At 73.3% G+C, this 18588-nt stretch carries 17 protein-coding genes; 10 read left to right on the top strand and 7 right to left on the bottom strand.

Annotated elements, in window-relative coordinates; translation table 11 throughout:
• Positions 1-32: 32 nt before the first annotated feature.
• Genes ACZ56L_RS08080 through ACZ56L_RS08090 form a run of 3 tightly spaced genes read right to left on the bottom strand, consistent with a single transcriptional unit; the run spans position 33 to position 3225 of the window.
• Positions 33-1679 carry a transporter gene (locus tag ACZ56L_RS08080; protein ID WP_471062533.1) on the bottom strand — a complete coding sequence of 549 codons (1647 nt, stop codon included), beginning with the start codon at positions 1677-1679 and terminating at the stop codon, positions 33-35.
• Positions 1676-2494: an ABC transporter ATP-binding protein gene (locus ACZ56L_RS08085; RefSeq protein WP_345221769.1), complete on the bottom strand. Its 819-nt coding sequence runs from the start codon at positions 2492-2494 to the stop codon at positions 1676-1678. The genes ACZ56L_RS08080 and ACZ56L_RS08085 overlap by 4 nt, the downstream gene beginning before the upstream one ends.
• Positions 2495-2535: 41 nt before the next feature.
• A complete protein-coding gene (locus ACZ56L_RS08090) occupies positions 2536-3225 on the bottom strand; it encodes a bifunctional DNA primase/polymerase (RefSeq protein WP_471062536.1) in 690 nt (229 codons plus the stop codon).
• A 311-nt stretch (positions 3226-3536) separates the two neighbouring features.
• Here ACZ56L_RS08090 and ACZ56L_RS08095 point away from each other — a divergent pair, with 311 nt between their 5' ends.
• The 4 genes from ACZ56L_RS08095 to purU all read left to right on the top strand — a co-directional run bounded on the left by ACZ56L_RS08095 (position 3537) and on the right by purU (position 8140).
• On the top strand, positions 3537-4925 hold the full coding sequence (locus ACZ56L_RS08095) for a transcriptional regulator (RefSeq protein ID WP_471062538.1): 1389 nt from the start codon (positions 3537-3539) through the stop codon (positions 4923-4925).
• A gap of 260 nt (positions 4926-5185) precedes the next feature.
• On the top strand, positions 5186-6649 hold the full coding sequence (locus tag ACZ56L_RS08100) for a hypothetical protein (protein WP_471062540.1): 1464 nt from the start codon (positions 5186-5188) through the stop codon (positions 6647-6649).
• 64 nt (positions 6650-6713) lie between these two features.
• Positions 6714-7229, top strand: a complete 516-nt coding sequence (locus tag ACZ56L_RS08105) for an SCO4402 family protein (RefSeq protein WP_345221777.1) — start codon at positions 6714-6716, stop codon at positions 7227-7229.
• 29 nt (positions 7230-7258) lie between these two features.
• Positions 7259-8140: a formyltetrahydrofolate deformylase gene (gene purU, locus ACZ56L_RS08110; protein ID WP_345221779.1), complete on the top strand. Its 882-nt coding sequence runs from the start codon at positions 7259-7261 to the stop codon at positions 8138-8140.
• A gap of 40 nt (positions 8141-8180) precedes the next feature.
• On the opposite strand, the gene ACZ56L_RS08115 is transcribed toward purU, so the two are convergent.
• Positions 8181-9320: a zf-HC2 domain-containing protein gene (locus ACZ56L_RS08115; protein ID WP_471062542.1), complete on the bottom strand. Its 1140-nt coding sequence runs from the start codon at positions 9318-9320 to the stop codon at positions 8181-8183.
• On the bottom strand, positions 9317-9919 hold the full coding sequence (locus ACZ56L_RS08120; RefSeq protein ID WP_345221784.1) for a sigma-70 family RNA polymerase sigma factor: 603 nt from the start codon (positions 9917-9919) through the stop codon (positions 9317-9319). The genes ACZ56L_RS08115 and ACZ56L_RS08120 overlap by 4 nt, the downstream gene beginning before the upstream one ends.
• A gap of 250 nt (positions 9920-10169) precedes the next feature.
• On the opposite strand from ACZ56L_RS08120, the gene ACZ56L_RS08125 reads away from it, so the two are divergent.
• Both ACZ56L_RS08125 and ACZ56L_RS08130 read left to right on the top strand, forming a co-directional pair.
• On the top strand, positions 10170-10544 hold the full coding sequence (locus ACZ56L_RS08125) for an STAS domain-containing protein (RefSeq protein ID WP_471062544.1): 375 nt from the start codon (positions 10170-10172) through the stop codon (positions 10542-10544).
• A 104-nt stretch (positions 10545-10648) separates the two neighbouring features.
• Positions 10649-11176 carry an EF-hand domain-containing protein gene (locus tag ACZ56L_RS08130; RefSeq protein ID WP_345221788.1) on the top strand — a complete coding sequence of 176 codons (528 nt, stop codon included), beginning with the start codon at positions 10649-10651 and terminating at the stop codon, positions 11174-11176.
• Positions 11177-11254: 78 nt separating this feature from the next.
• Here ACZ56L_RS08130 and ACZ56L_RS08135 read toward each other — a convergent pair whose 3' ends face one another.
• Positions 11255-12805 (bottom strand): class I adenylate-forming enzyme family protein, encoded by a 1551-nt coding sequence (locus ACZ56L_RS08135; RefSeq protein ID WP_468686842.1) that lies wholly within the window; start codon positions 12803-12805, stop codon positions 11255-11257.
• Between the two features lie 153 nt (positions 12806-12958).
• On the opposite strand from ACZ56L_RS08135, the gene ACZ56L_RS08140 reads away from it, so the two are divergent.
• The 4 genes from ACZ56L_RS08140 to ACZ56L_RS08155 all read left to right on the top strand — a co-directional run bounded on the left by ACZ56L_RS08140 (position 12959) and on the right by ACZ56L_RS08155 (position 17423).
• Positions 12959-14164 (top strand): amidohydrolase family protein, encoded by a 1206-nt coding sequence (locus ACZ56L_RS08140; RefSeq protein ID WP_345221792.1) that lies wholly within the window; start codon positions 12959-12961, stop codon positions 14162-14164.
• Positions 14164-15306, top strand: a complete 1143-nt coding sequence (locus ACZ56L_RS08145) for an acyl-CoA dehydrogenase family protein (RefSeq protein WP_345221795.1) — start codon at positions 14164-14166, stop codon at positions 15304-15306. The genes ACZ56L_RS08140 and ACZ56L_RS08145 overlap by 1 nt, the downstream gene beginning before the upstream one ends.
• Positions 15307-15315: 9 nt before the next feature.
• On the top strand, positions 15316-16212 hold the full coding sequence (locus tag ACZ56L_RS08150; protein WP_471062547.1) for an acyl-CoA dehydrogenase family protein: 897 nt from the start codon (positions 15316-15318) through the stop codon (positions 16210-16212).
• 431 nt (positions 16213-16643) lie between these two features.
• Positions 16644-17423: an ATP-binding protein gene (locus ACZ56L_RS08155; RefSeq protein WP_471062822.1), complete on the top strand. Its 780-nt coding sequence runs from the start codon at positions 16644-16646 to the stop codon at positions 17421-17423.
• A 210-nt stretch (positions 17424-17633) separates the two neighbouring features.
• Here ACZ56L_RS08155 and ACZ56L_RS08160 read toward each other — a convergent pair whose 3' ends face one another.
• Complete coding sequence (locus ACZ56L_RS08160; protein ID WP_345221803.1) at positions 17634-18560, bottom strand: cyclase family protein; 927 nt, start codon at positions 18558-18560, stop codon at positions 17634-17636.
• Positions 18561-18588 lie beyond the last annotated feature (28 nt).

Here is an 18588-nt window from a genome sequence, read left to right on the forward strand (position 1 = left end):
GCGCCCGGGAGCGCCGCCCCGCCCGCGGCCGGCTACCCCTTGCTCACCGCCGCCAGGATCTCCGGCAGCCGGGCGGCGGTCCGGGGCGCGGCGACCCGCAGCCCGCCCCAGGTGACCAGGGCCCCGTACGCCACCCCCAGCGGCAGCAGGAACCACGTGGCGGTCCCGGCGACGTGCAGCCACACCGTCAGCGCGATCAGCGGGCCGCACACCACCGCCGACACCACGAGCCCCACCACCAGCGACATCCAGGCCAGCGACCCCTGCCCGGGGGCCACGTTCTTGTACGAGCTGTCCTGCGGGATCGAGTACGGGAACCGGGCCGAGGCCACCAGGCCCGCCGCGAGCAGCGCGCCCAGCAGGGCGAAGGACAGCCCCAGCACCTCGGGGAAGATCGCCCAGCCGTCCGCCAGCGCCGTCGTGAGGCCCGTCACCAGCAGCGTGTACGGCACCGTGATGACCAGCAGCGCCAGCAGCCGCGCCCGCAGCTCCTCGTAGGCGTCCCGCACGGAGGAGATCGTCGTCGCCACCATCCAGAACGCCGAGGTGTCGGTGCCGAACTGGTTGAAGGTCTGCATCCCGAGCATCCCCGCCGCGAAGCACGCCCAGTACGGCGACCCGGTGCCCTGGAGGGCGTTGAACACCGGGACGATGAGCCCGATCGCCAGCGAGGTGATCCACGCGCCCTTGGTCTTCGGGTCGCGCCAGACGTAACGCAGCACCCGCTGCGCGGTGGCCGCCGTGCGCCCGTCCGGCAGCAGCCGGGCCAGCGGCCCCGCCGTGGACTCCTTGCGCGAGCCCCCCGAGGACCCCGGCGCCGCCTGGACGGTCGAGCCGTCCGGCGAGGTCATCAGCTTCACCAGCCCGCGCTCCCACGACCACAGCAGCGCTGCCAGCAGCACCGCGGTGAGCAGCAGTTGCACCGCGCCACGCCCGTACGCGCCCTCGCTCACGGAGTGCACCGCACCGACCGCGGAGGCGGGCGGCACCCACCGCACCACGTCCGCGACCGGCTCCAGCACCGGCATGCCGCCGGTGACCGCCAGCCGCTGCCAGCCGAAGTTCACCACCTGGACGCCGACCGCGACGACCAGACCGCTCAGCACGGCCAGGTCCCGCCCGCGCCGGCTGGTCAGCAGCCGTACGTTCGCCGTCGCCACCGCGCGCGCCAGCGCCACACAGGTGAGCACCAGCAGCCCGGCCGCCACGACCGCCGTCAGCGCCGCGAGGAGGCCCCGCGCGACGGCGATCACCGAGCCGACCGCCAGGCACACCGTGAACAGCGGTCCGATGCCCACCAGCGACGCCGCCAGCAGCGCCCGCACCAGCGGCCGCGGCTCCAGCGGCAGCATCACCAGCCGCGAGGGGTCGAGCGTCTCGTCGCCGCTGGGGAAGAACAGCGGCATGAACGCCCACGCGACGGCGAACACCAGCGCCAGCAGCACCGTCACCGTCGGCGCGTACTGCGTGCCCCGCAGCGCGAGCAGCCCCAGCACCAGCAGTGCCGAGAAGAGCAGCACCAGCACGCAGCTCGTGGCGAACGCCGCCGTGCGCCCGGAGGACTGCCGCAGCCCGTTCTTCAGCAGCGCGAGCTTCAGCCGTACGAACACCGGGGTCAGCCCCGTCGAAACGGCCCCGGCGGACGCGTCGCCGGGCGTGCGGCCCGCGACGGCGCTCATCGCGGCGCCCCGCCGCCGAGCCAGTCCAGGCTGTCCCCCGCGTCGCGCCCCTGCGCCCCGACCAGCTCCAGGAACGCGTTCTGGAGCGTCGGCGCGTCGCCGCGCACCTGCGCGAGGGTGCCCTGCGCGCGGATCTGCCCGGCGGCCATCACGGCCACCCAGTCGCACAGCGACTCCACCAGTTCCATCACGTGGCTGGAGAAGACGACGGTGGCGCCGGACGCGGTGTACCGCTCCAGCACGCCGCGGATGGTCTGCGCGGACACCGGGTCCACGCCTTCGAAGGGCTCGTCCAGGAAGAGCACTTCCGGGTTGTGCAGGAGGGCGGCCGCGAGCCCGATCTTCTTGCGCATGCCGGTTGAGTAGTCGACCACCAGCTTGTGCTGCGCGCCCGCCAGGTCCAGTACGTCCAGGAGCTGGGTGGCGCGCTTGTCGACCTCCTCGCCGGGCAGCCCCCGCAACCGCCCGCTGTAGGCCAGGAGTTCCCGCCCCGACAGCCGCTCGAAGAGCCGGAGCCCCTCCGGCAGCACGCCGATCCGCGACTTGACCCGCACCGGGTCCGCCCACACGTCGTGGCCGCCGATGTGCACCGTGCCCCGGTCCGGGCGCAGCAGCCCCGTCACCATGGACAGGGTGGTGGTCTTGCCCGCCCCGTTCGGACCGACCAGCCCGATGAACTTCCCGGCCGGCAGCTCCAGATCGATTCCGGCCACAGCGGTCTGCTCGCCGAACCGCTTCCACAATCCCTGGACGCGTACGGCGGCGGGCGGCGCCGCATGCGCTCCGCCCGCCGCTTCGAATGCCTGGTCAGGCATGTCGTCAGCCTTTCGTGGTCCCCGTGGAATACGGGCCCACCTTATGTTCGAACGCGCCCCCGCGCAGCAGCCGCTTCCCGCCCGCAGGCGTACGCGAGCGGGCTGATCAGCTCCTCCGCGTCCGGCAGCCACCGGTTGGCGGGAGTGGGGCGGCGCGCCCACTGCACGGCGCCCATCGCGCCCATCCGGGTCGGCGGGGCCGCCACGAAGTCGCCCTCGCCGCGCGCTACCAGGTCCAGGGTGCTCGGCACCCAGCCCAACTTGCGCACCAGGTCCGGGATCTTGGCGCCCGCGCCCGGCAGCACGAAGAACAGCAGCCGCCGGTCGGGGGTGCTGGTGACCGGACCGAGGGTGAGCTCCATGCGCTCCATGCGGGCGAGGGCCAGGAAGCCGGCCGTCTCGGGCACGTCGACGGCGTCGAAGGTGCGTCCGGTCGGCAGCAGGATCGAGGCCTTCGGGTTCTTCTGCCACATGCGGCGCGCGGCCACCGCACTGCCGGTCGCCAGCGTCGCCCAGTCCTTCTTCTCCGGGTGCGCGCCGGGGGCGGCGCAGGTCATGTCGCCGCACGAACAGCGCTCCACCCCCGCCTCGGCCTCCAGCCAGGTCCCGGGGACCACGTCCCAGTGCCGTTCTTCCGCGTACCGCACGGCGCTGTCGAGCAGTTGATCACCGCGCTGCTGGGGGATCTGGGCTGCGTCCGTGACGTCCGTGACTCCGATGGTCTCTTCCACGCACAGCTCAACTGCCCGCACCAACTCCGGTTACGGGCGCGCGCGAGCGGGCGCCGACGCATCGATCCTGCATGTGGGGCGCATCGGTGCACGGGCGGGGGCGCGCAGGTGGGCGGCGTGCGGTGAGCGGGCAACCACAGGAGGGGGGCCGGGAGGTACCGGAAAACGCCTGTGCCTTCCGACATCGCACTCATCTCCGCCATCTCCGCGTATGACCTGCATTCTTTGCATATCCACCGGGCAGTGATGTCCGCGTACGAATTCCACGGAATTCACGAGGACTTCATCCGCGCCCGCACCAGGGGGTACACATGGCAGCCAGGCCGCTCGTCGCCCGACAGCCGAACGAACGGCTCCAGGCGCTCATCCAGGAAGCCGGATGCTCCAACGCCGGACTCGCCCGCAGGGTCAACATGTGCGGCGCGGAGCACGGGCTCGATCTCCGTTACGACAAGACGTCGGTGGCCCGGTGGCTGCGCGGCCAGCAGCCCAGGGGGCGGGCCCCGGGCATCATCGCCGAGGCGCTCGGCCGCAAGCTGGGGCGCACCGTCACCATCGACGAGATCGGCATGGCGAACGGCAAGAACCTGGCGTCCGGCATCGGGCTCCAGTTCTCGCCAACCGTGCTGGGCGCCATCGAGCAGGTCTGCGAGCTGTGGCGCAGCGACGTGGGGCGGCGGGACTTCCTGTCGGGTTCCTCGGTGGCGTCGTCGGCGCTGGTGGAGCCGAGCCGCGACTGGCTGATCACGGGCGCCGACCACCAGGTGGCGCGCACGGCGGGCTCGCGGGTGGGACCCGGCGACGTGGCGGCGGTGCGGGCGACGACGGAGGCGCTCCAGACGCTCGACCACCGGTTCGGCGCCGGGCATGTGCGCCCGATCGTCGTGCACTACCTCAACAGCGTCGTCTCCGGGCTGCTGTCGGGCTCCTACCGCGAATCGGTGGGGCGTGAACTCTTCGCCGCCGTCGCCCGGTTGACGGAGCTGGCCGGATACATGGCCGTCGACACCGGGCAGCCGGGGCTGGCGCAGCGGTACTACATCCAGGCGCTGCGGCTCGCGCAGGCGGCCGGGGACCGCGGCTACGGCGGATACGTCCTGGCCGCGTCCATGAGCCACCTGGCCGCGCAGCTCGGGAACCCGCGCGAGATCGCCCAGTTGGCGCGGGCGGCGCAGGAGGGGGCGCGGGGGAGGGTGACACCGCGCGCGGAGGCAATGTTCTACGCGGCGGAGGCGCGCGGGCACGCCCTGCTCGGCGACGAACGCACCTGCGCGGTGGTGTCGGCGAAGGCGCAGAACGCGATGGACAAGGCGCACGACGCGGGCGACACGGGCGACGACCCGGTCTGGATCACCCACTTCGACCAGGCGTACCTGGCCGACGAGTTGGCGCACTGCCACCGCGACCTGGGGCAGGCGGACGCGGCCGCGCGCCGGGCCCGCGAGAGCCTCGCCGGGCACCCCGACAGCAGGGTGCGCAGGCGGGCCATCGGGCTGGTGCTGCTCGCCTCGGCGCAGGTGCAGCAGCGCGAGGTGGAGGAGGCCTGCCAGACCGGTACGCGGGCGGTGGAACTGTTGAGCACCCTGCGCTCGAACCGGGGCGCGGAGTACCTGGAGGACCTCCAGCAGCGGCTCGCGCCGTACCGCGACGAGCCCGCGGTGCGGGAGTTCGGGGCCCGGATGGAGGTCCAGGCGGCGTGAGGGGGGAGCGTCCCGCCGGGGGCGAGGCTCGTCAACGCGGTGCTTGAACAGCGTCAACTTCCCTCCGTCCGTTACGGGGAGGAGGCGGGGGTACGGCCCTGGCCTGCGCGGATCGTGGGTGCGTGGCCCGAGGGAGGATTCACCCGGTAGCGTGAAGCGGTGATTCCGTCCCTCGCCCGCGCGGCGAGGCCGTTCAGAACCGATGGCAGGAGCCCCCGTTGACGCGAAGCGAGCAGGGTGATGAGCCGCAGCATCCCGCTGTGCGCCCCGCACACGAGGGCGTAGTGCTGCCCCCGGCACAGCAGCAGTGGCAGCCGCCGCAGGCGCCGGGCCCGATGCCGCCGCACGGGCAGAGCTGGGGCCCGCCGTGGGGGCCGGGCGCGCCGCAGGGGCTGCCCCCGGAGCAGCCGCAGCAGGCCGTGTGGGGCGCGCCCGCCGCGCCCGACGCCGACGCCGGGCCCACCCAGTACATGCCCGCGGTGCCGGCGGAGCCCGTCGCGCCGGGCAGTGACGGCGAGCCGACGCAGTTCATGCCGCCCGTGCCGTCCGGGCCCGGCGCGCTGCCGCCGGAGGCCCCCGCCGGGCAGCCCGGGACGCAGGCCCAGCAGGCCCAGCAGGCCGGGACGCAGCAGGCCGGGCAGCTCGACGGCACCGCGTTCCTGGGTCAGCAGGCGCTCCAGCCGCCCGTGGGCTCGGACGCGGACGCCACCCAGTACCTCCCGCCGGTCCCGGCGGACGCCCCGTACGCGCCCAGGCCCGACGGCGTACCGCAGCACCAGCAGGCACCGCAGCACCAGCAGACGCAGCATCAGCAGGCACAGCACCAGCAGGCGCAGCACGGCACGCACGGGGGGCCCGTGCTGCCCGGCGTGCCCGGGGAGCGGCAGCCGCCCGCCGAGTTCGACAGCCTCTTCCGCACCCAGGCGCCGGCCGGCGGCGGGCAGGGCGAGGCGGCCGGCTCCACGCAGCAGATGCCGCGTTTCCTGCCGCCCCGGCAGCAGGAGGCCGAGCAGGAGGAGGCGCGCTACCAGCAGTTCCAGCAGCCCGCCGCGCGGCAGGGCGGCCCCGAGCCGCGGCGGCGCAGGATCTCGCCGGTGCCGATGATCGCCGCCGTGGTGGTCGGCTGCTCGGTGATCGGCCTCGGCATCGGCGCGCTGGCGAGCTTCGGCGGCGACGGCACCGGCGAGGGCGCCGACGCCACGAACACCGCGGCCGGCGCCGAACTGCCCAACCGGGAGACCGCCGCCGAGAAGGTCGCCGACGGCGCGAAGGGCCAGGCGCAGGCGCTGGACAAGCTGCTCGCCGACAGCAACGACAGCCGCGCCTCGGTGATCGACGCGGTGGCCGCCATCGGCCAGTGCGGCGACCTGGCCAAGGCCGCCACCGACCTGCGGGCCGCCGCCACCCAGCGGCGCGGTCTGGTCACCCGGCTGAAGGTCCTGAAGGTCGACAAGCTGGAGGGGCACGAGGCGCTCACCGCCGCGCTCAACGGCGCGTGGGAGGCCTCGGCCGCCGCCGACGACCACTACGCGGCGTGGGCGGACAAGGTGGCGGGCGACAAGGACCGCCTGTGCCGCGGCGGCCGGGCGAAGGCGACCCAGGAGCGGCGCGCGGGCGACCGCGAGAGCGGAAAGGCCTCGCAGCAGAAGCAGCAGGCGGTGAACCCCTGGAACGCGATCGCCGGGAAGTACGGCCTCACCGAGCACCAGGCGAACGAGCTGTGACCCGTGCCCCGCGCGGGGCCTCCGTCCGAGCCCCGCGCGGGACCTTCGTCCGCTCCGGATTCGTATGCCCGTACGATCGACGACCGTGCAAAGTTCAGCGAACCCTTCCCGTCGCGGCCGTCGCTCCACCACCATGGGCGGCATGCCGCTGAATGACATGCCGTGGTGGCGCTGGCGCACTCAGGTGCGTTCTGCGCTGCACATGCTCTCCGACCCCGTCTTCCACCAGGAGTGCTGGCTCGCCGGGGTGGACGGGTACGGGGACATCACCGACGCCGTCTACCGGCTCGTCGAGGACACCTGGCTCGACAACTGGTCCGCCGAGAAGTACGTCGGGTCCATATTCCGGGACCCGGACGAGGCGGCCCTCGTGGACGTGGCCGTGCTCCGGGTCCTGCGGATCATGCACCAGGTCGGCGCGGACGCCCCCGTCTCGGCGTACCTGGCCGACCCCGGCTGGCCCGAGGCCGTGCGCGCCGCCCGCGAGGCGCACGTGCGCATGGCGCAGAGCGACGGCGACGACCCGGACGCGGCTCCCCGCTCGCTGGAGGTCATCCGCATTCTGACCAGGTCGGCCTGAAGCAGCCCGGTGTGCGATCCTCTGGGGTCATGAGCGACCCCAAGCCTGCCGAACAGTCCGAAACCGACCACTACGTCCTCACCCTGTCCTGCCCGGACAAGCAGGGCATCGTGCACGCCGTGTCCAGCTACCTCTTCATGACCGGCTGCAACATCGAGGACAGCAGGCAGTTCGGCGACCACGACACGGGTCTGTTCTTCATGCGGGTCGCCTTCTCCGCCGGGGCCCCGGTGTCGGTGGACAAGCTGCGGGCTAGTTTCGCGGCCGTCGGGGACTCCTTCCGGATGGACTGGCAGATCCACCGGGCCGAGGACCGGATGCGGATCGTGCTGATGGTCAGCAGGTTCGGTCACTGCCTGAACGACCTGCTGTTCCGGTCGCGGATCGGCGCCCTGCCGGTGGAGATCGCCGCCGTCGTCTCCAACCACCCGGACTTCCGCGAGCTGGTCGGCTCGTACGGCATCCCCTTCCACCACATCCCCGTGACGAAGGACACCAAGGCCGCGGCCGAGCAGCGGCTCCTCGACCTGGTGGACGCCGAGAACGTCGAGCTGGTCGTCCTCGCCCGCTACATGCAGGTGCTCTCCGACCACCTGTGCAAGCAGCTCAGCGGCCGGATCATCAACATCCACCACTCCTTCCTGCCGAGCTTCAAGGGCGCCAAGCCCTACCACCAGGCGCACGCGCGCGGAGTGAAGCTGATCGGCGCGACCGCCCACTACGTGACGGCCGACCTCGACGAGGGCCCGATCATCGAGCAGGAGGTCGAGCGGGTCGGCCACGAGGTCACCCCGGAGCAACTGGTGGCGGTCGGCCGCGACGTGGAGTGCCAGGCGCTGGCGCGCGCGGTGAAGTGGCACAGCGAGCACCGGGTGCTGCTCAACGGGCACCGCACGGTCGTGTTCGCCTGACGCTCCCGACGCCTCTGCCGCCCCTTGCCCGAGTGCGCCGTCACAGCCGGGACAGCGAGGCCGCCGCGAACAGCACGTCCCGCACCGCCGCCTTGTCGCCGTCCTGGCCCGCCGCCGCCTCGTGCGGCGGCACGTGCCCGGCCGCGAGCCGGCAGAACTCGACGCCGTCCAGGGCGATGTGCGCCACTTCGTGGTCCGGGACGGCGGCGGCCGCGGGGGAGTCCAGCGGGATGTACCAGTGCCCGCCGCCCGCGCCCTCCACCTCCAGGTGCAGCGTGCGTCCCGGGGCGCCCGCCGCGACCAGTTCCCGCGCGGGAGGCGCGAGACCGGTCCGGCGGCGGGCGGCCAGCGTGCCGGGGAGCAGCCGGGCCGCCAGGTCGACCAGCGCGTGCAGATGCGCCCCCGACGGGGGTTCGTACGGGTAGTCCACGGCCTGGGCGATGTCCTCCGCGTGCACCCAGCACTCGAAGGCCCGCTCCAGCAGCGCGTCCTTGAGCGGCAGCGAGAAGGCTCCGTAGGACACCGCCAGCTCGGCGGAGCCGCGTCCGGCGAAGGACACCGTGCGCACCAGCGTGTGGCTCTGCTCGCGCCAGGGGACGCGCACCGCGCGGGTGGGCGGCTGCCGGGAGCCCCGCCAGTACGCCTCGGTGCGGCCGGTGGGGTCGCCGGGGCCGTCGGACGCGGCCGGGTCGGCCAGGCCCAGCGCGTCGGCCACCAGGCCGTCGACGGTCATCAGATGCCCGATGACCGCGGCCACCGTCGCCTTGCGCCGTACCGGACGGTCCTGCTCGAACCAGCGCAGCTGCACGGGCGCGTGCCACTCGCCGGGGTCGATGTCGGCGAGCAGGGCGTCCAGCCGGGCCGTCTCCGTGTCGTACGGCCGGGCCCAGGCCGGCACCGGGATGCGGGCCGGACGGCGGCCCAGGCAGGCGGCCAGCACCCGGGAGCGCAGCGTCGGGTCCAGGTCGAGGCCGCGTTCGGCCTGGAGCAGGCCCACCGCGTCCCGCAGCCGCAGGGCCTCCTCCGCGCACGGGGCGCACGCGGTGAGGTGCTCCTCCACGGCGAGCGTCTCCTCGGCGGAACAGGCGGCCAGCGCCCAGGCCCCGAGCAGCGACTTGAGCACCCGGTGCGACAGACCGCCGGCCGTCCGCTCCCGGTGGCCCCCGTGCTCCTCGCTCACAGCGCGCTCCCGAAGCCGGGAGCACCGGGGGCGGTGTCCAGGCCGGAGCCCGGGCCGGAGCCGGGGACGGTGTGCGCCGTCGACAGCAGCTGCAGCCCCAGCCGGAGCCTGCGGCGGGCCTCGTCCTCGGTGATACTCAGGCGGGACGCGGTCTGCCGGTAGTCGTGCCGCTGGAAGTACGCCAGCTCCAGGGCCTCCCGCAGGGGAGCGGGCATGGACGTCACGATGTAGTCCGCGCGGGCTGCCGCCGCCGCCCGGCACACCTTCAGCTCCAGCTCCTCCGCGGTGCCCTCGCCGTCCGCCAGGGCGGCCGCCTCCGCCTGCCGCAGCCGGTGCACGGCGCGCCGGTGCGTCAGGCGCGCCATCCAGGCCCGCATGGAGCCGTCCTTGGGGTCGAAGGACTGCGGGTTCTCCCAGACGTGGCCGAAGACCTCCCGGGTGACCTGGTCGGCGGCGTCCTCGTCGTCCAGCACCCGGTGCGCCAGGCCGTGCACCAGGGAGGCGAACCTGTCGTACAGCTCGCCCAGCGCCGCCGCCTCGCCCCGCGCCAGCCGCTGCTGCATCCTGCGGTCCCAGCGCGGCGGTGCGTCCTTCGGCATCCCTTCCCCCCAACCCCGGCCCCGTGCCGCCGCGCCCCGCAGCGGCTGCTCTTTCGAATGTAGTGCGAGACCGGGCGGTGCACGCACCTTTGTGGCAAGTGCGCCTGGTACGCAGTTCGGGATGGTAATGATCCGGTCATCGCGCGCCTCCCGCGCACGGGGCTCACAGGCACCCGGTGTTTCATGGGAGCGCGGCGAGGGCAGCCGCGATGAGGAAGGACTACTTCCGGTTAGTTGAGAGGTCCGACGCGTGACGCTGAAGGTGACAGAGGCAGAGCACGGCGGCTGGGCCGTGCTGCACATCTCCGGCGAACTGGACCTGGTGACCTCGCCGGCCGTGCGGCAGCGCGTGCACCGGGCCGTCGCGGACGGACGGCACCGGGTGGTGCTGGACCTGTCGGACGTGCTCTTCTGCGACTCCAGCGGGGTGGGGGTGCTGATCGCCGCGCGGCGGCTCATGCGCTCGTGCCGGGGGAGCCTGCGGCTGATCCTCCCGGCGCGGGGAGCGGTCGACGGGAGCCATGTGAACCGGGTGCTCGCGGCGCTCGGGGTGCGGCGGCTGTTCGAGGTGTTCCCCGATGTCGACACGGCGGTCGACGACACCGCGCGGGCGCTGTCCGCGTGAACGGCCCGTCCCGTCCGTCGCCCTGGTGTCCGACTGCCCCACCGGTGGATGATTTCCCCGCGGAAACGGCTTCTTCCGCACGTCAAGGACGTACCCTCCCCTGCATGGACAGCGCAGAGTACGAGCGCAAGACGGCGGCCCGTTTCGCCTCCTTCGACCAGGACGGCAACGGTTACATCGACCGCGAGGACTTCAGTGCCGCGGCGGCCGCCATCCTTGCCGAGTTCGGCACGACCGCCCGTTGCGACAAGGGCCAGGCCCTCTACAGCGGGGCCGAGGCGTTCTGGCAGGGGATGGCCGGGATCGCCGACGTCGACGGGGACCAGCGGGTCAGCCGCGACGAGTTCGTGACGGGGGCGGTGAAGCGGCTGCGGGACAACCCGAAGCGGTTCGCCGAGATCGCCCGGCCCTTCCTGCACGCGGCGATCGAGATCGCGGCGGCGGAGGGGGAGGACAGCGGCGTGACGGTCGGGGCGGCCATCCGGCTGCTGCGGGTCCTGGGCGCGGACGAGCGGCGGGCGGAGCAGGTGGCGGCGGCGCTGGACGCGGACGGGGACGGCAGGATCACCGAGGAGGAGACCCTGACCGCCTTCGCGACGTACTACACGGTCGACGGACCCGACCCCCAGTAGCCGGCCCCGTGGACACCGGTCCCCGGGCGGGCGGTCTCCGCGGCCCGTCCCCGCCTCCGGCCCCGTCGACGCCCTCCGCTATCCGAACATCTCGCGCAGGCGGTACTTCAGGACCTTGCGGAGGGCCTCGTTGCGGGGGAGGGCGTCGACCACCTCCACCTGCTCCGGGAGCTTGTGCCCGGCCAGGCCCGTCCCGCGGAGGTACGCGACCGCCTCCGCGGGGGCGAGGGCGGCGGAGTCCCGCAGTTCCAGGACCGCGCAGACCCGCTCGCCCCGCTCCGCGTCCGGCAGGCCGATCACGGCCGCGTCCGCCACCGCCGGGTGCTCGTGCAGCAGGTCCTCGATCTCCTTGGCCGAGATGTTCTCCCCCTTGCGGATGATGACGTCCTTGAGGCGGCCGGTGAGGACCAGGTGCCCGGACGGCGTCAGGTGCCCGAGGTCGCCGGTGAGCAGGTAGCCGTCCTGGTCGAAGGTCCCGGCGTCCGCCGCCGCCCCCAGGTAGCCCTGGCACACCGCCTCCCCGCGCAGCCGCACCTCCCCGTCGGTCCCGGCCGGCACCGGCTCGCCCGCCGGGTCGGTGATGCGGATCGACATGCCCCGCGGGGGGCGGCCCTCGGTGGCGGCGAGGTTCTCGGGGGTGTCGTCCGGGGAGCCCATCGTGATCATGGGGACCTCCGTCATGCCGTACCCGTGGGTGAGTTCGCACCCCAGCTCCCGCACCACCGCGTGGTACAGCTCCGGGGGCTTCGGCGCGCCCCCGCCCGCCAGCAGCCGCAGCGTCGGCAGTACGGGGGTGGCCGGGTTCTTGCGCTGTTCGGTCAGGAACATCGAGTAGAACGCCGTCGAGCCGCCCGCCACCGTCACCCCGTGACGGCGGTATTCGGCCAAAGCGTCCGGCATCGCGAACTGTTCGAAGAGGACGGCCGGGAAGCCGCGGAGGAGCAGCATCACCAGGTAGTCCGGACCGCCGATGTGCGCGTACGGGAAGGCGATCGACCCCACGTCGTCCGGGGTCGGGCGCAGGGCGTGGGCCAGGCAGGAGCCGCCCGCGAGCAGGGAGCGGTCGGTGTGCAGCACGCCCCGGGGGGCGGAGGTGGTGCCCGAGGTCCAGTAGATCCACCGCACGGAGGTCCCGTCGCCGGGCGGGGGCGGCAGGAGGGCCGGGTCGCCGTCCGGCAGCTCGTCGTACGCCCGGAGCACGACGAGGGGGCCGGGGAGACGGCGCGCGAGGCGGCGGGCCATCGACGCGTGGTCGAAGCCGCGCCACTCGCCCGGCACCACCAGGTACTCCGCCTTCGACTCCCGCAGCGCGAAACCGACCTCGCGGTCCCGGTAGAAGGGGATGACCGGCGACTGGACCGCGCCCAGGCGGGCCAGCGCGAGGGAGAGCAGGACGGTCTCGATGCGGGTGGGCAGTTGCCAGACCACCACGCTGCCGGCCCGCACCCCCAGCTCGTACAGCCCGGCGGCGGCCCGCTCGGCGCGCTCCCGCAGCTCGCCGAAGGTGAGGGAGCGGTCCTCCTGGAGGAGCGCCGGGCGGTGCGGGGTGAGGCGGGCGCGGCGCTCCACCAGCTCCCAGAACGTGCCGGAAGCGTCGAGCGGGCGGGCGGTGTGCAGGGGTGAAGTCACGTCACGCTCCCGGTAACTGACGGACAGTCAGAATTGACGGTGAGCGTAGGGCGCTATGCCTTGTCGGTCCAGAGGTCCGGCGGCTAGCCTGATTTCTGACGGGTCATCAGATCCAGTTCAGCAGATCAGCGAACACCCGAAGGGGAGCGCCGGATGGAACTGCCTCGGATCATCAGCGTCGACGACCACGTGATCGAGCCCCCGCACCTCTTCTCCACCTGGCTCCCCGCCAAGTACCGCGACCGCGGGCCCCAACCGCTCACCGCCGGCATCGGGGAGCTCGCCTACGTCGCGGGCAAGTACCGGATCACGATGGACCCGGACGGGCCGCCCACCGACTGGTGGATCTACGAGGACCTGCAGTTCCCGTACAAGCGCAACATCGCCGCCGTCGGCTTCGACCGCGACGAGATGACCCTGGAGGGGATCACCCGCGAGGAGATGCGGCGCGGCTGCTGGGACCCCAAGGCCCGCCTCGCGGACATGGACCTCAACCACGTCGAGGGCTCCCTGTGCTTCCCCACCTTCCCGCGCTTCTGCGGCCAGACCTTCGCCGAGGCCCACGACAAGGAGGTCGCCCTCGCCTGCGTGCGCGCGTACAACGACTGGATGGTCGAGGAGTGGTGCGGCGACAGCGGCGGCCGGCTGATCCCGCTGTGCATCGTCCCGCTCTGGGACATCGGCCTCGCGGTGGCCGAGATCCGCCGCAACGCGGCCCGCGGGGTCCGCGCGGTCACCTTCTCCGAGATCCCCACCCACCTCGGGCTCCCCTCCATCCACTCCGGTTACTGGGACCCCTTCTTCGCGGTCTGCGAGGAGACCGGGACGGTGGTCAACATGCACATCGGCAGCAGCTCCCAGATGCCCGCCGCGTCCCCCGACGCCCCGCCCGCCGTCCAGGCCGCGCTCTCCTTCAACAACGCCATGGCCTCGATGACGGACTTCCTCTTCTCCGGGGTCCTGGTGAAGTTCCCGCAGCTCAAACTCGCCTACAGCGAGGGCCAGATGGGCTGGATCCCGTACGCCCTGGAGCGCGTCGACGACGTGTGGGAGGAGCACCGCGCCTGGGGCGGGGTCAAGGACCTGATCCCCGAGCCGCCCTCCACGTACTACTACCGGCAGATCTTCTGCTGCTTCTTCCGCGACAAGCACGGCGTCGCCTCGATCGACGTCGTCGGCCGCGACAACGCCACCTTCGAGACCGACTACCCGCACGTCGACTCGACCTTCCCGCACACCAAGGAGGTGGCCCTCGACCACGTCAAGGGCCTCGACGACGAGACGGTCTACAAGCTGATGCGCGGCAACGCCATCCGCATGCTCGGACTCGACCTGGACAGGGACCGGCGGGCGCGCTGATGGACCTCGCGTACACGGAGCAGGAGGAGGAGTTCCGGGCGGAGCTGCGGAGCTGGCTGGGCACGGTGCTGCCGGGGCTGCCCGCCAGGCCCGATCCGCTGGACTGGCCGGGCAGGCGCGCGTACGACACGGCCTGGCAGCGGACGCTGTACGACGCGGGGTACGCCGGCCTCCAGCGCGAGGGCACCCCCACCCAGCACCTGATCTTCCTGGAGGAGACCGAGCGCGCCGGGGCCCCGTACGTCGGCGCGAACTTCGTCGGGCTGCTGCACGCGGGCCCCACCATCGCGGCCGAGGGCACGCCGGAGCAGCGGGAGCGCTGGCTGCCGCCGATCCTGCGCGGCGACGAGGTCTGGTGCCAGGGCTTCAGCGAGCCCGACGCGGGCTCCGACCTGGCCGCGCTCCGTACGAGGGCGGTCCGCGACGGCGATCACTACGTGGTCACCGGGTCCAAGATCTGGACCTCGCACGCCGAGGTCGCCGACTGGTGCGAACTCCTCGTCCGCACCGCGCCCGTCACACCCGACACCCCCAAGCACAAGGGCATCACCTGGCTCGCGGTGCCGATGGACGCGCCCGGCATCACCGTCCGCCCGCTGCGCACGCTCGCCGGGTCCGCCGAGTTCGCCGAGGTGTTCCTCGACGAGGTGCGGGTGCCGGTCGCGAACCGGGTCGGCGCGGAGAACGACGGCTGGCGCGTCACCATGGTCACCCTCTCCTTCGAGCGCGGCACGGCCTTCGTGGGCGAGGTCGTCGCGTGCCGGCGCACCCTCGCGGAACTCGCGCGCGAGGCCCGCGCCAACGGGAGCTGGGACGACCCCGGTCTCCGACGCCGACTGGGCCGCCTGAACGCCGAGTTCCTGGCCCTGTGGCGGCTCACCCAGTGGAACGTGAGCGAGGCCCAGCGCACCGGCGGCGTCCCCGGGGCCGGCGGCTCGGTCTTCAAGCTCCGCTACTCGCACGCCCGCCAGGAGCTGTACGACACGGCCGCCGAGGTCCTGGGGCCCGACGCGTTCGACCTCGGCCGCACCTGGACCGTCGACCGGCTCTCCGCCCTCTCGTACACGATCGCCGCCGGCACCTCCCAGATCCAGCGGAACATCGTCGCCGAGCGCGTCCTCGGCCTCCCGAAGGGCCGGTGAGCCGCTCCCGTGGACTTCCAACTCACCCCCGACCAGAGGGCGTTGCGGCAGGGTCTGCGGGCGCTCCTCGCCCGGCGCTTCGACCGCACCGCCCTGCGCGCGGCCGTGGACGCGGGCGGCGGCGTGGACCGCGGCCTGTGGCGGGCCCTCGGCGACGCGGGCTTCTTCGCCCTGCGGCTGCCCGAGGCGGCGGGCGGCGTCGGCCTCGGGCTCCCGGAGGCGGTGCTGCTCTTCGAGGAGGCGGGGCGGGCCCTGCTGCCGGGCCCGCTGGTGGACACCCACCTCGCGGCGGGGGAGGTGGCGGGGGCCGCCGAGGGGAAGGCGGTGGTCACCGCCCCCTACGGCAGGCTGGTCGCGCACCTCGCCGACGCCGACGTCGTCCGGCACGCGGACGCCGGGCGCCCGCACGGGGCCGCTGCCCCGATCCGCTCGGTCGACCCGCTGACACCGCTGCACCGGCTGCCCGGGCCGGCCCCGCACCCGTACCCCCGCGAAGGCGTGCTGCTCACCGCGGCCGAACAGGTCGGCACCGCCGCCCGCACACTCGAACTGGCCGTCCAACACGCGTGCGAGCGCGTCCAGTTCGGGCAGCCGATCGGGGGCTTCCAGGCGGTCAAGCACCTCTGCGCGCAGATGTTCGTGCGGGTCGAGACCGCCCGTACCGCCGTGTACGCGGCAGCGGTCACCGGCGCGGCCGTCGAGGGCGCGGCGGCCAAGCTGCTGGCCGACGAGGCGGCCGTGCGCAACGCGCGGGACTGCCTCCAGGTGTGCGGCGGCATGGGCTTCACCTGGGAGTCCGATGTGCACCTCCATCTGAAGCGGGCGTGGGTGCGGGCCGGACGCGGACCTTCGAAGGCGGAGGCGGAGGAAGAACTGGCGGCCGCTCTGCTGGGTGATCCGGGGTGAACGGCCGCTGCCAGAAGAGGTCATGAACGGGTCACCCTGTGTCGATATCGGGTTGTGTCCTTTGCAGGAGTCGTCACGGGCCGGAGTCGGGCCGTCGCTCGGGTACGCTCCGTCAGATGCGAGTGGTGGTGGAGCGCCCGATTCCCGGTACGGCCTGTACGGCGGCCCCGGACCGGACGGCGCGCTTCGGCGTAACCGCTCCTCGCGTCGGACGGAGGCGCCACAAGTGCTCACGTTCGACTCTCCGCAGCGTGCGTCGCACAGTATGCAGCACGTGTACTCCTTCGCGCTGGAATATGCCTGAAGCGCTTGTTGCGGTGACTGTACGTCAACCATGCTGCTCTGCAAGGGAATCACGTTCCGTGACCCTGTGGAGACGCGAGGCGTTGTGTCCGCCGGTTCGGATGGTGTGAGCGGTGCAGGTGCTTCAGATGCAGTTGGAGGTCGGGGCCGACCCCGCGGAAGTGGGGCGGGCCCGCAGGTGGGCGCGGTCCAGGCTCGTGGGATGCGGAATACAGGCCGACGAGCCGGTCGCCGAGACGTTGGTGCTGCTCATTTCCGAGCTGGTGACCAACGCGGTGGTGCACACGGGCTGTCCGGCCGTGCTGCGGATGCTGCTGCCGGGGGGGTCCGACGAGGCCGGCTCCCCGGCGAACGGCGCCGGCGGCGCGGACGGCCCGGGTGACGCGGGAGGCGTGGCCGCCGCGGGCGGCCCGCACGCCGTCAACGGCGTAAGCCGCCCCCACGGGGCGAGCGGCGCCGACGAGGCGGCGGCTTCCGGTTCCGCTTTCGGGCCCGCTTCCGGTCCCGCGATGCCGGACGGCACCGTGCGGGTGGAGGTCGCGGACGCCAGCTCCTGCCCCCCCAGGCCCCGGCGCGCGGAGGGCGACGACACGAACGGGCGCGGTCTGGAGCTCGTCGACGGCCTCGCCGACCGGTGGGGCTGGCAGGCCGAGGGTGCGGGCAAGCGCATCTGGTGCGAGGTGGACCGCCGGGTGCGGACACCGGAGAGCGCCTGCGCCGACCGGGCCGAAGCGGCCGGCTGCGAAGGGCTCGGGGAGGGGCTGTCGGAGAAGCCGTACGACACCGCCCGGGACGCCGCGCGGGGCGTGTGCCGCGAGCCGGGGGCCGCGTCGGCCTTCGGGGCGCCGTACGAGCCCCCCTTCGAGCCCTCGTACAAGCCGCCGTGCGCCGTCACAAACCGTACGTAACGAACATTTCACCGAGGTGCTGTTGACGCCCTCGGATGCCCTGATCACGCTTGGACGAGCGATTCGTGAGCGAGGGGACGTCGAGGCGGAGCACCGGCCTCCTCGGCGAGTGCGGGTCGGGACGTGCGGCGGTCGCCCCTGGTGGACGGCCGCCTTCCGCTGCGCCGACCCGTGCGGGACGGGCGGTGCGGCTCCTGCGGGCGGCGGGGACTACAGGATCGCGACCGGGGCGACCGGGGTGCCCGTGCCGCCGACGAACGGCTCCGGCATCGCGGACAGCAGGAACGCGTACCGGCCCTCTTGTGCACAGGCTGTGGACAACTCTTCCAGATTCCAGTTCTGCCCCTGGAGCATCCCCATCTCGACCAGGTCGAGCGCGTGCACGGGCAGCCAGAGGTTCTCGATCTCCGGCGGGAAGATCTCGAAGGTGAGGGTGTCGTTCGCGACGGCGGCGACGTCCCGCGCGTGGAACCACTCGGGCGTACGGATCGAGAGCCCCGGTGAGGGGTGTCCGTACCCGTGCCTGTCGCCCCCCAGGTACACCTGCACCTGTCCGGTCCGTACGAGAACGATGTCGCCGGGACCGACCGTGACGCCCGCCAGCTCCTCGGCGGCCGACAGGTCCTCGGGCGTCACCGCCGGGTCGCCGGTGAGCCGTTCGACGCCCCGGGCGCGGGCCACGTCCAGCAGCACGCCGCGCGAGACGACGTGGCGGGCCTTGTCGATGCCGCTGAAGGCGGCGCGGGTGTGCGCGGTGACGGTGTCGGCGGGACGGCCGTTGTAGATCTTCCCCGAGTGCGAGACATGGGTGAGGGCGTCCCAGTGGGTGCCCGCCTGGAGGCCCATGGTCACGGCGTCGTCGCTGGTGGCGACGGTGCCGGGGCCGAAGAGTTCCTGGTTGATCTGCACCATGGAGTGCAGCGGGTTGACCCGCCCCGGGATCATGCCGGTCTGCACGCCGTCCTGCTTCAGGGGCAGCGCGAGCGGGACGCGGCGGCCGGTGCGCACGGTCCGCGCGGCGGCCCGGACCACCTCGTCGGTGATGAGGTTGAGCGTGCCGATCTCGTCGTCCGCTCCCCAGCGCCCCCAGTTGTTCACGCGCTTGGCGATGTCGTGGAACTCCGCGGGCAGTGACATGTTGCGGGCCTCCTGGGTCTTGTGCCGG

This window comes from Streptomyces sp. NPDC039736, from assembly GCF_055596485.1.

Excerpts from the sequence above, each read along its gene's own strand:
- ACZ56L_RS08120 (WP_345221784.1), bottom strand. The coding sequence starts at position 9,919 with ATGCCGAAGGACGCACCGCCGCGCTGGGACCGCAGGATGCAGCAGCGG.
- ACZ56L_RS08095 (WP_471062538.1), top strand. The coding sequence starts at position 3,537 with ATGGCAGCCAGGCCGCTCGTCGCCCGACAGCCGAACGAACGGCTCCAG.
- ACZ56L_RS08130 (WP_345221788.1), top strand. The coding sequence starts at position 10,649 with ATGGACAGCGCAGAGTACGAGCGCAAGACGGCGGCCCGTTTCGCCTCC.
- purU (WP_345221779.1), top strand. The coding sequence starts at position 7,259 with ATGAGCGACCCCAAGCCTGCCGAACAGTCCGAAACCGACCACTACGTC.
- ACZ56L_RS08145 (WP_345221795.1), top strand. The coding sequence starts at position 14,164 with ATGGACCTCGCGTACACGGAGCAGGAGGAGGAGTTCCGGGCGGAGCTG.
- ACZ56L_RS08140 (WP_345221792.1), top strand. The coding sequence starts at position 12,959 with ATGGAACTGCCTCGGATCATCAGCGTCGACGACCACGTGATCGAGCCC.
- ACZ56L_RS08105 (WP_345221777.1), top strand. The coding sequence starts at position 6,714 with ATGCCCGTACGATCGACGACCGTGCAAAGTTCAGCGAACCCTTCCCGT.
- ACZ56L_RS08155 (WP_471062822.1), top strand. The coding sequence starts at position 16,644 with ATGCAGTTGGAGGTCGGGGCCGACCCCGCGGAAGTGGGGCGGGCCCGC.
- ACZ56L_RS08085 (WP_345221769.1), bottom strand. The coding sequence starts at position 2,494 with ATGCCTGACCAGGCATTCGAAGCGGCGGGCGGAGCGCATGCGGCGCCG.
- ACZ56L_RS08080 (WP_471062533.1), bottom strand. The coding sequence starts at position 1,679 with ATGAGCGCCGTCGCGGGCCGCACGCCCGGCGACGCGTCCGCCGGGGCC.
- ACZ56L_RS08160 (WP_345221803.1), bottom strand. The coding sequence starts at position 18,560 with ATGTCACTGCCCGCGGAGTTCCACGACATCGCCAAGCGCGTGAACAAC.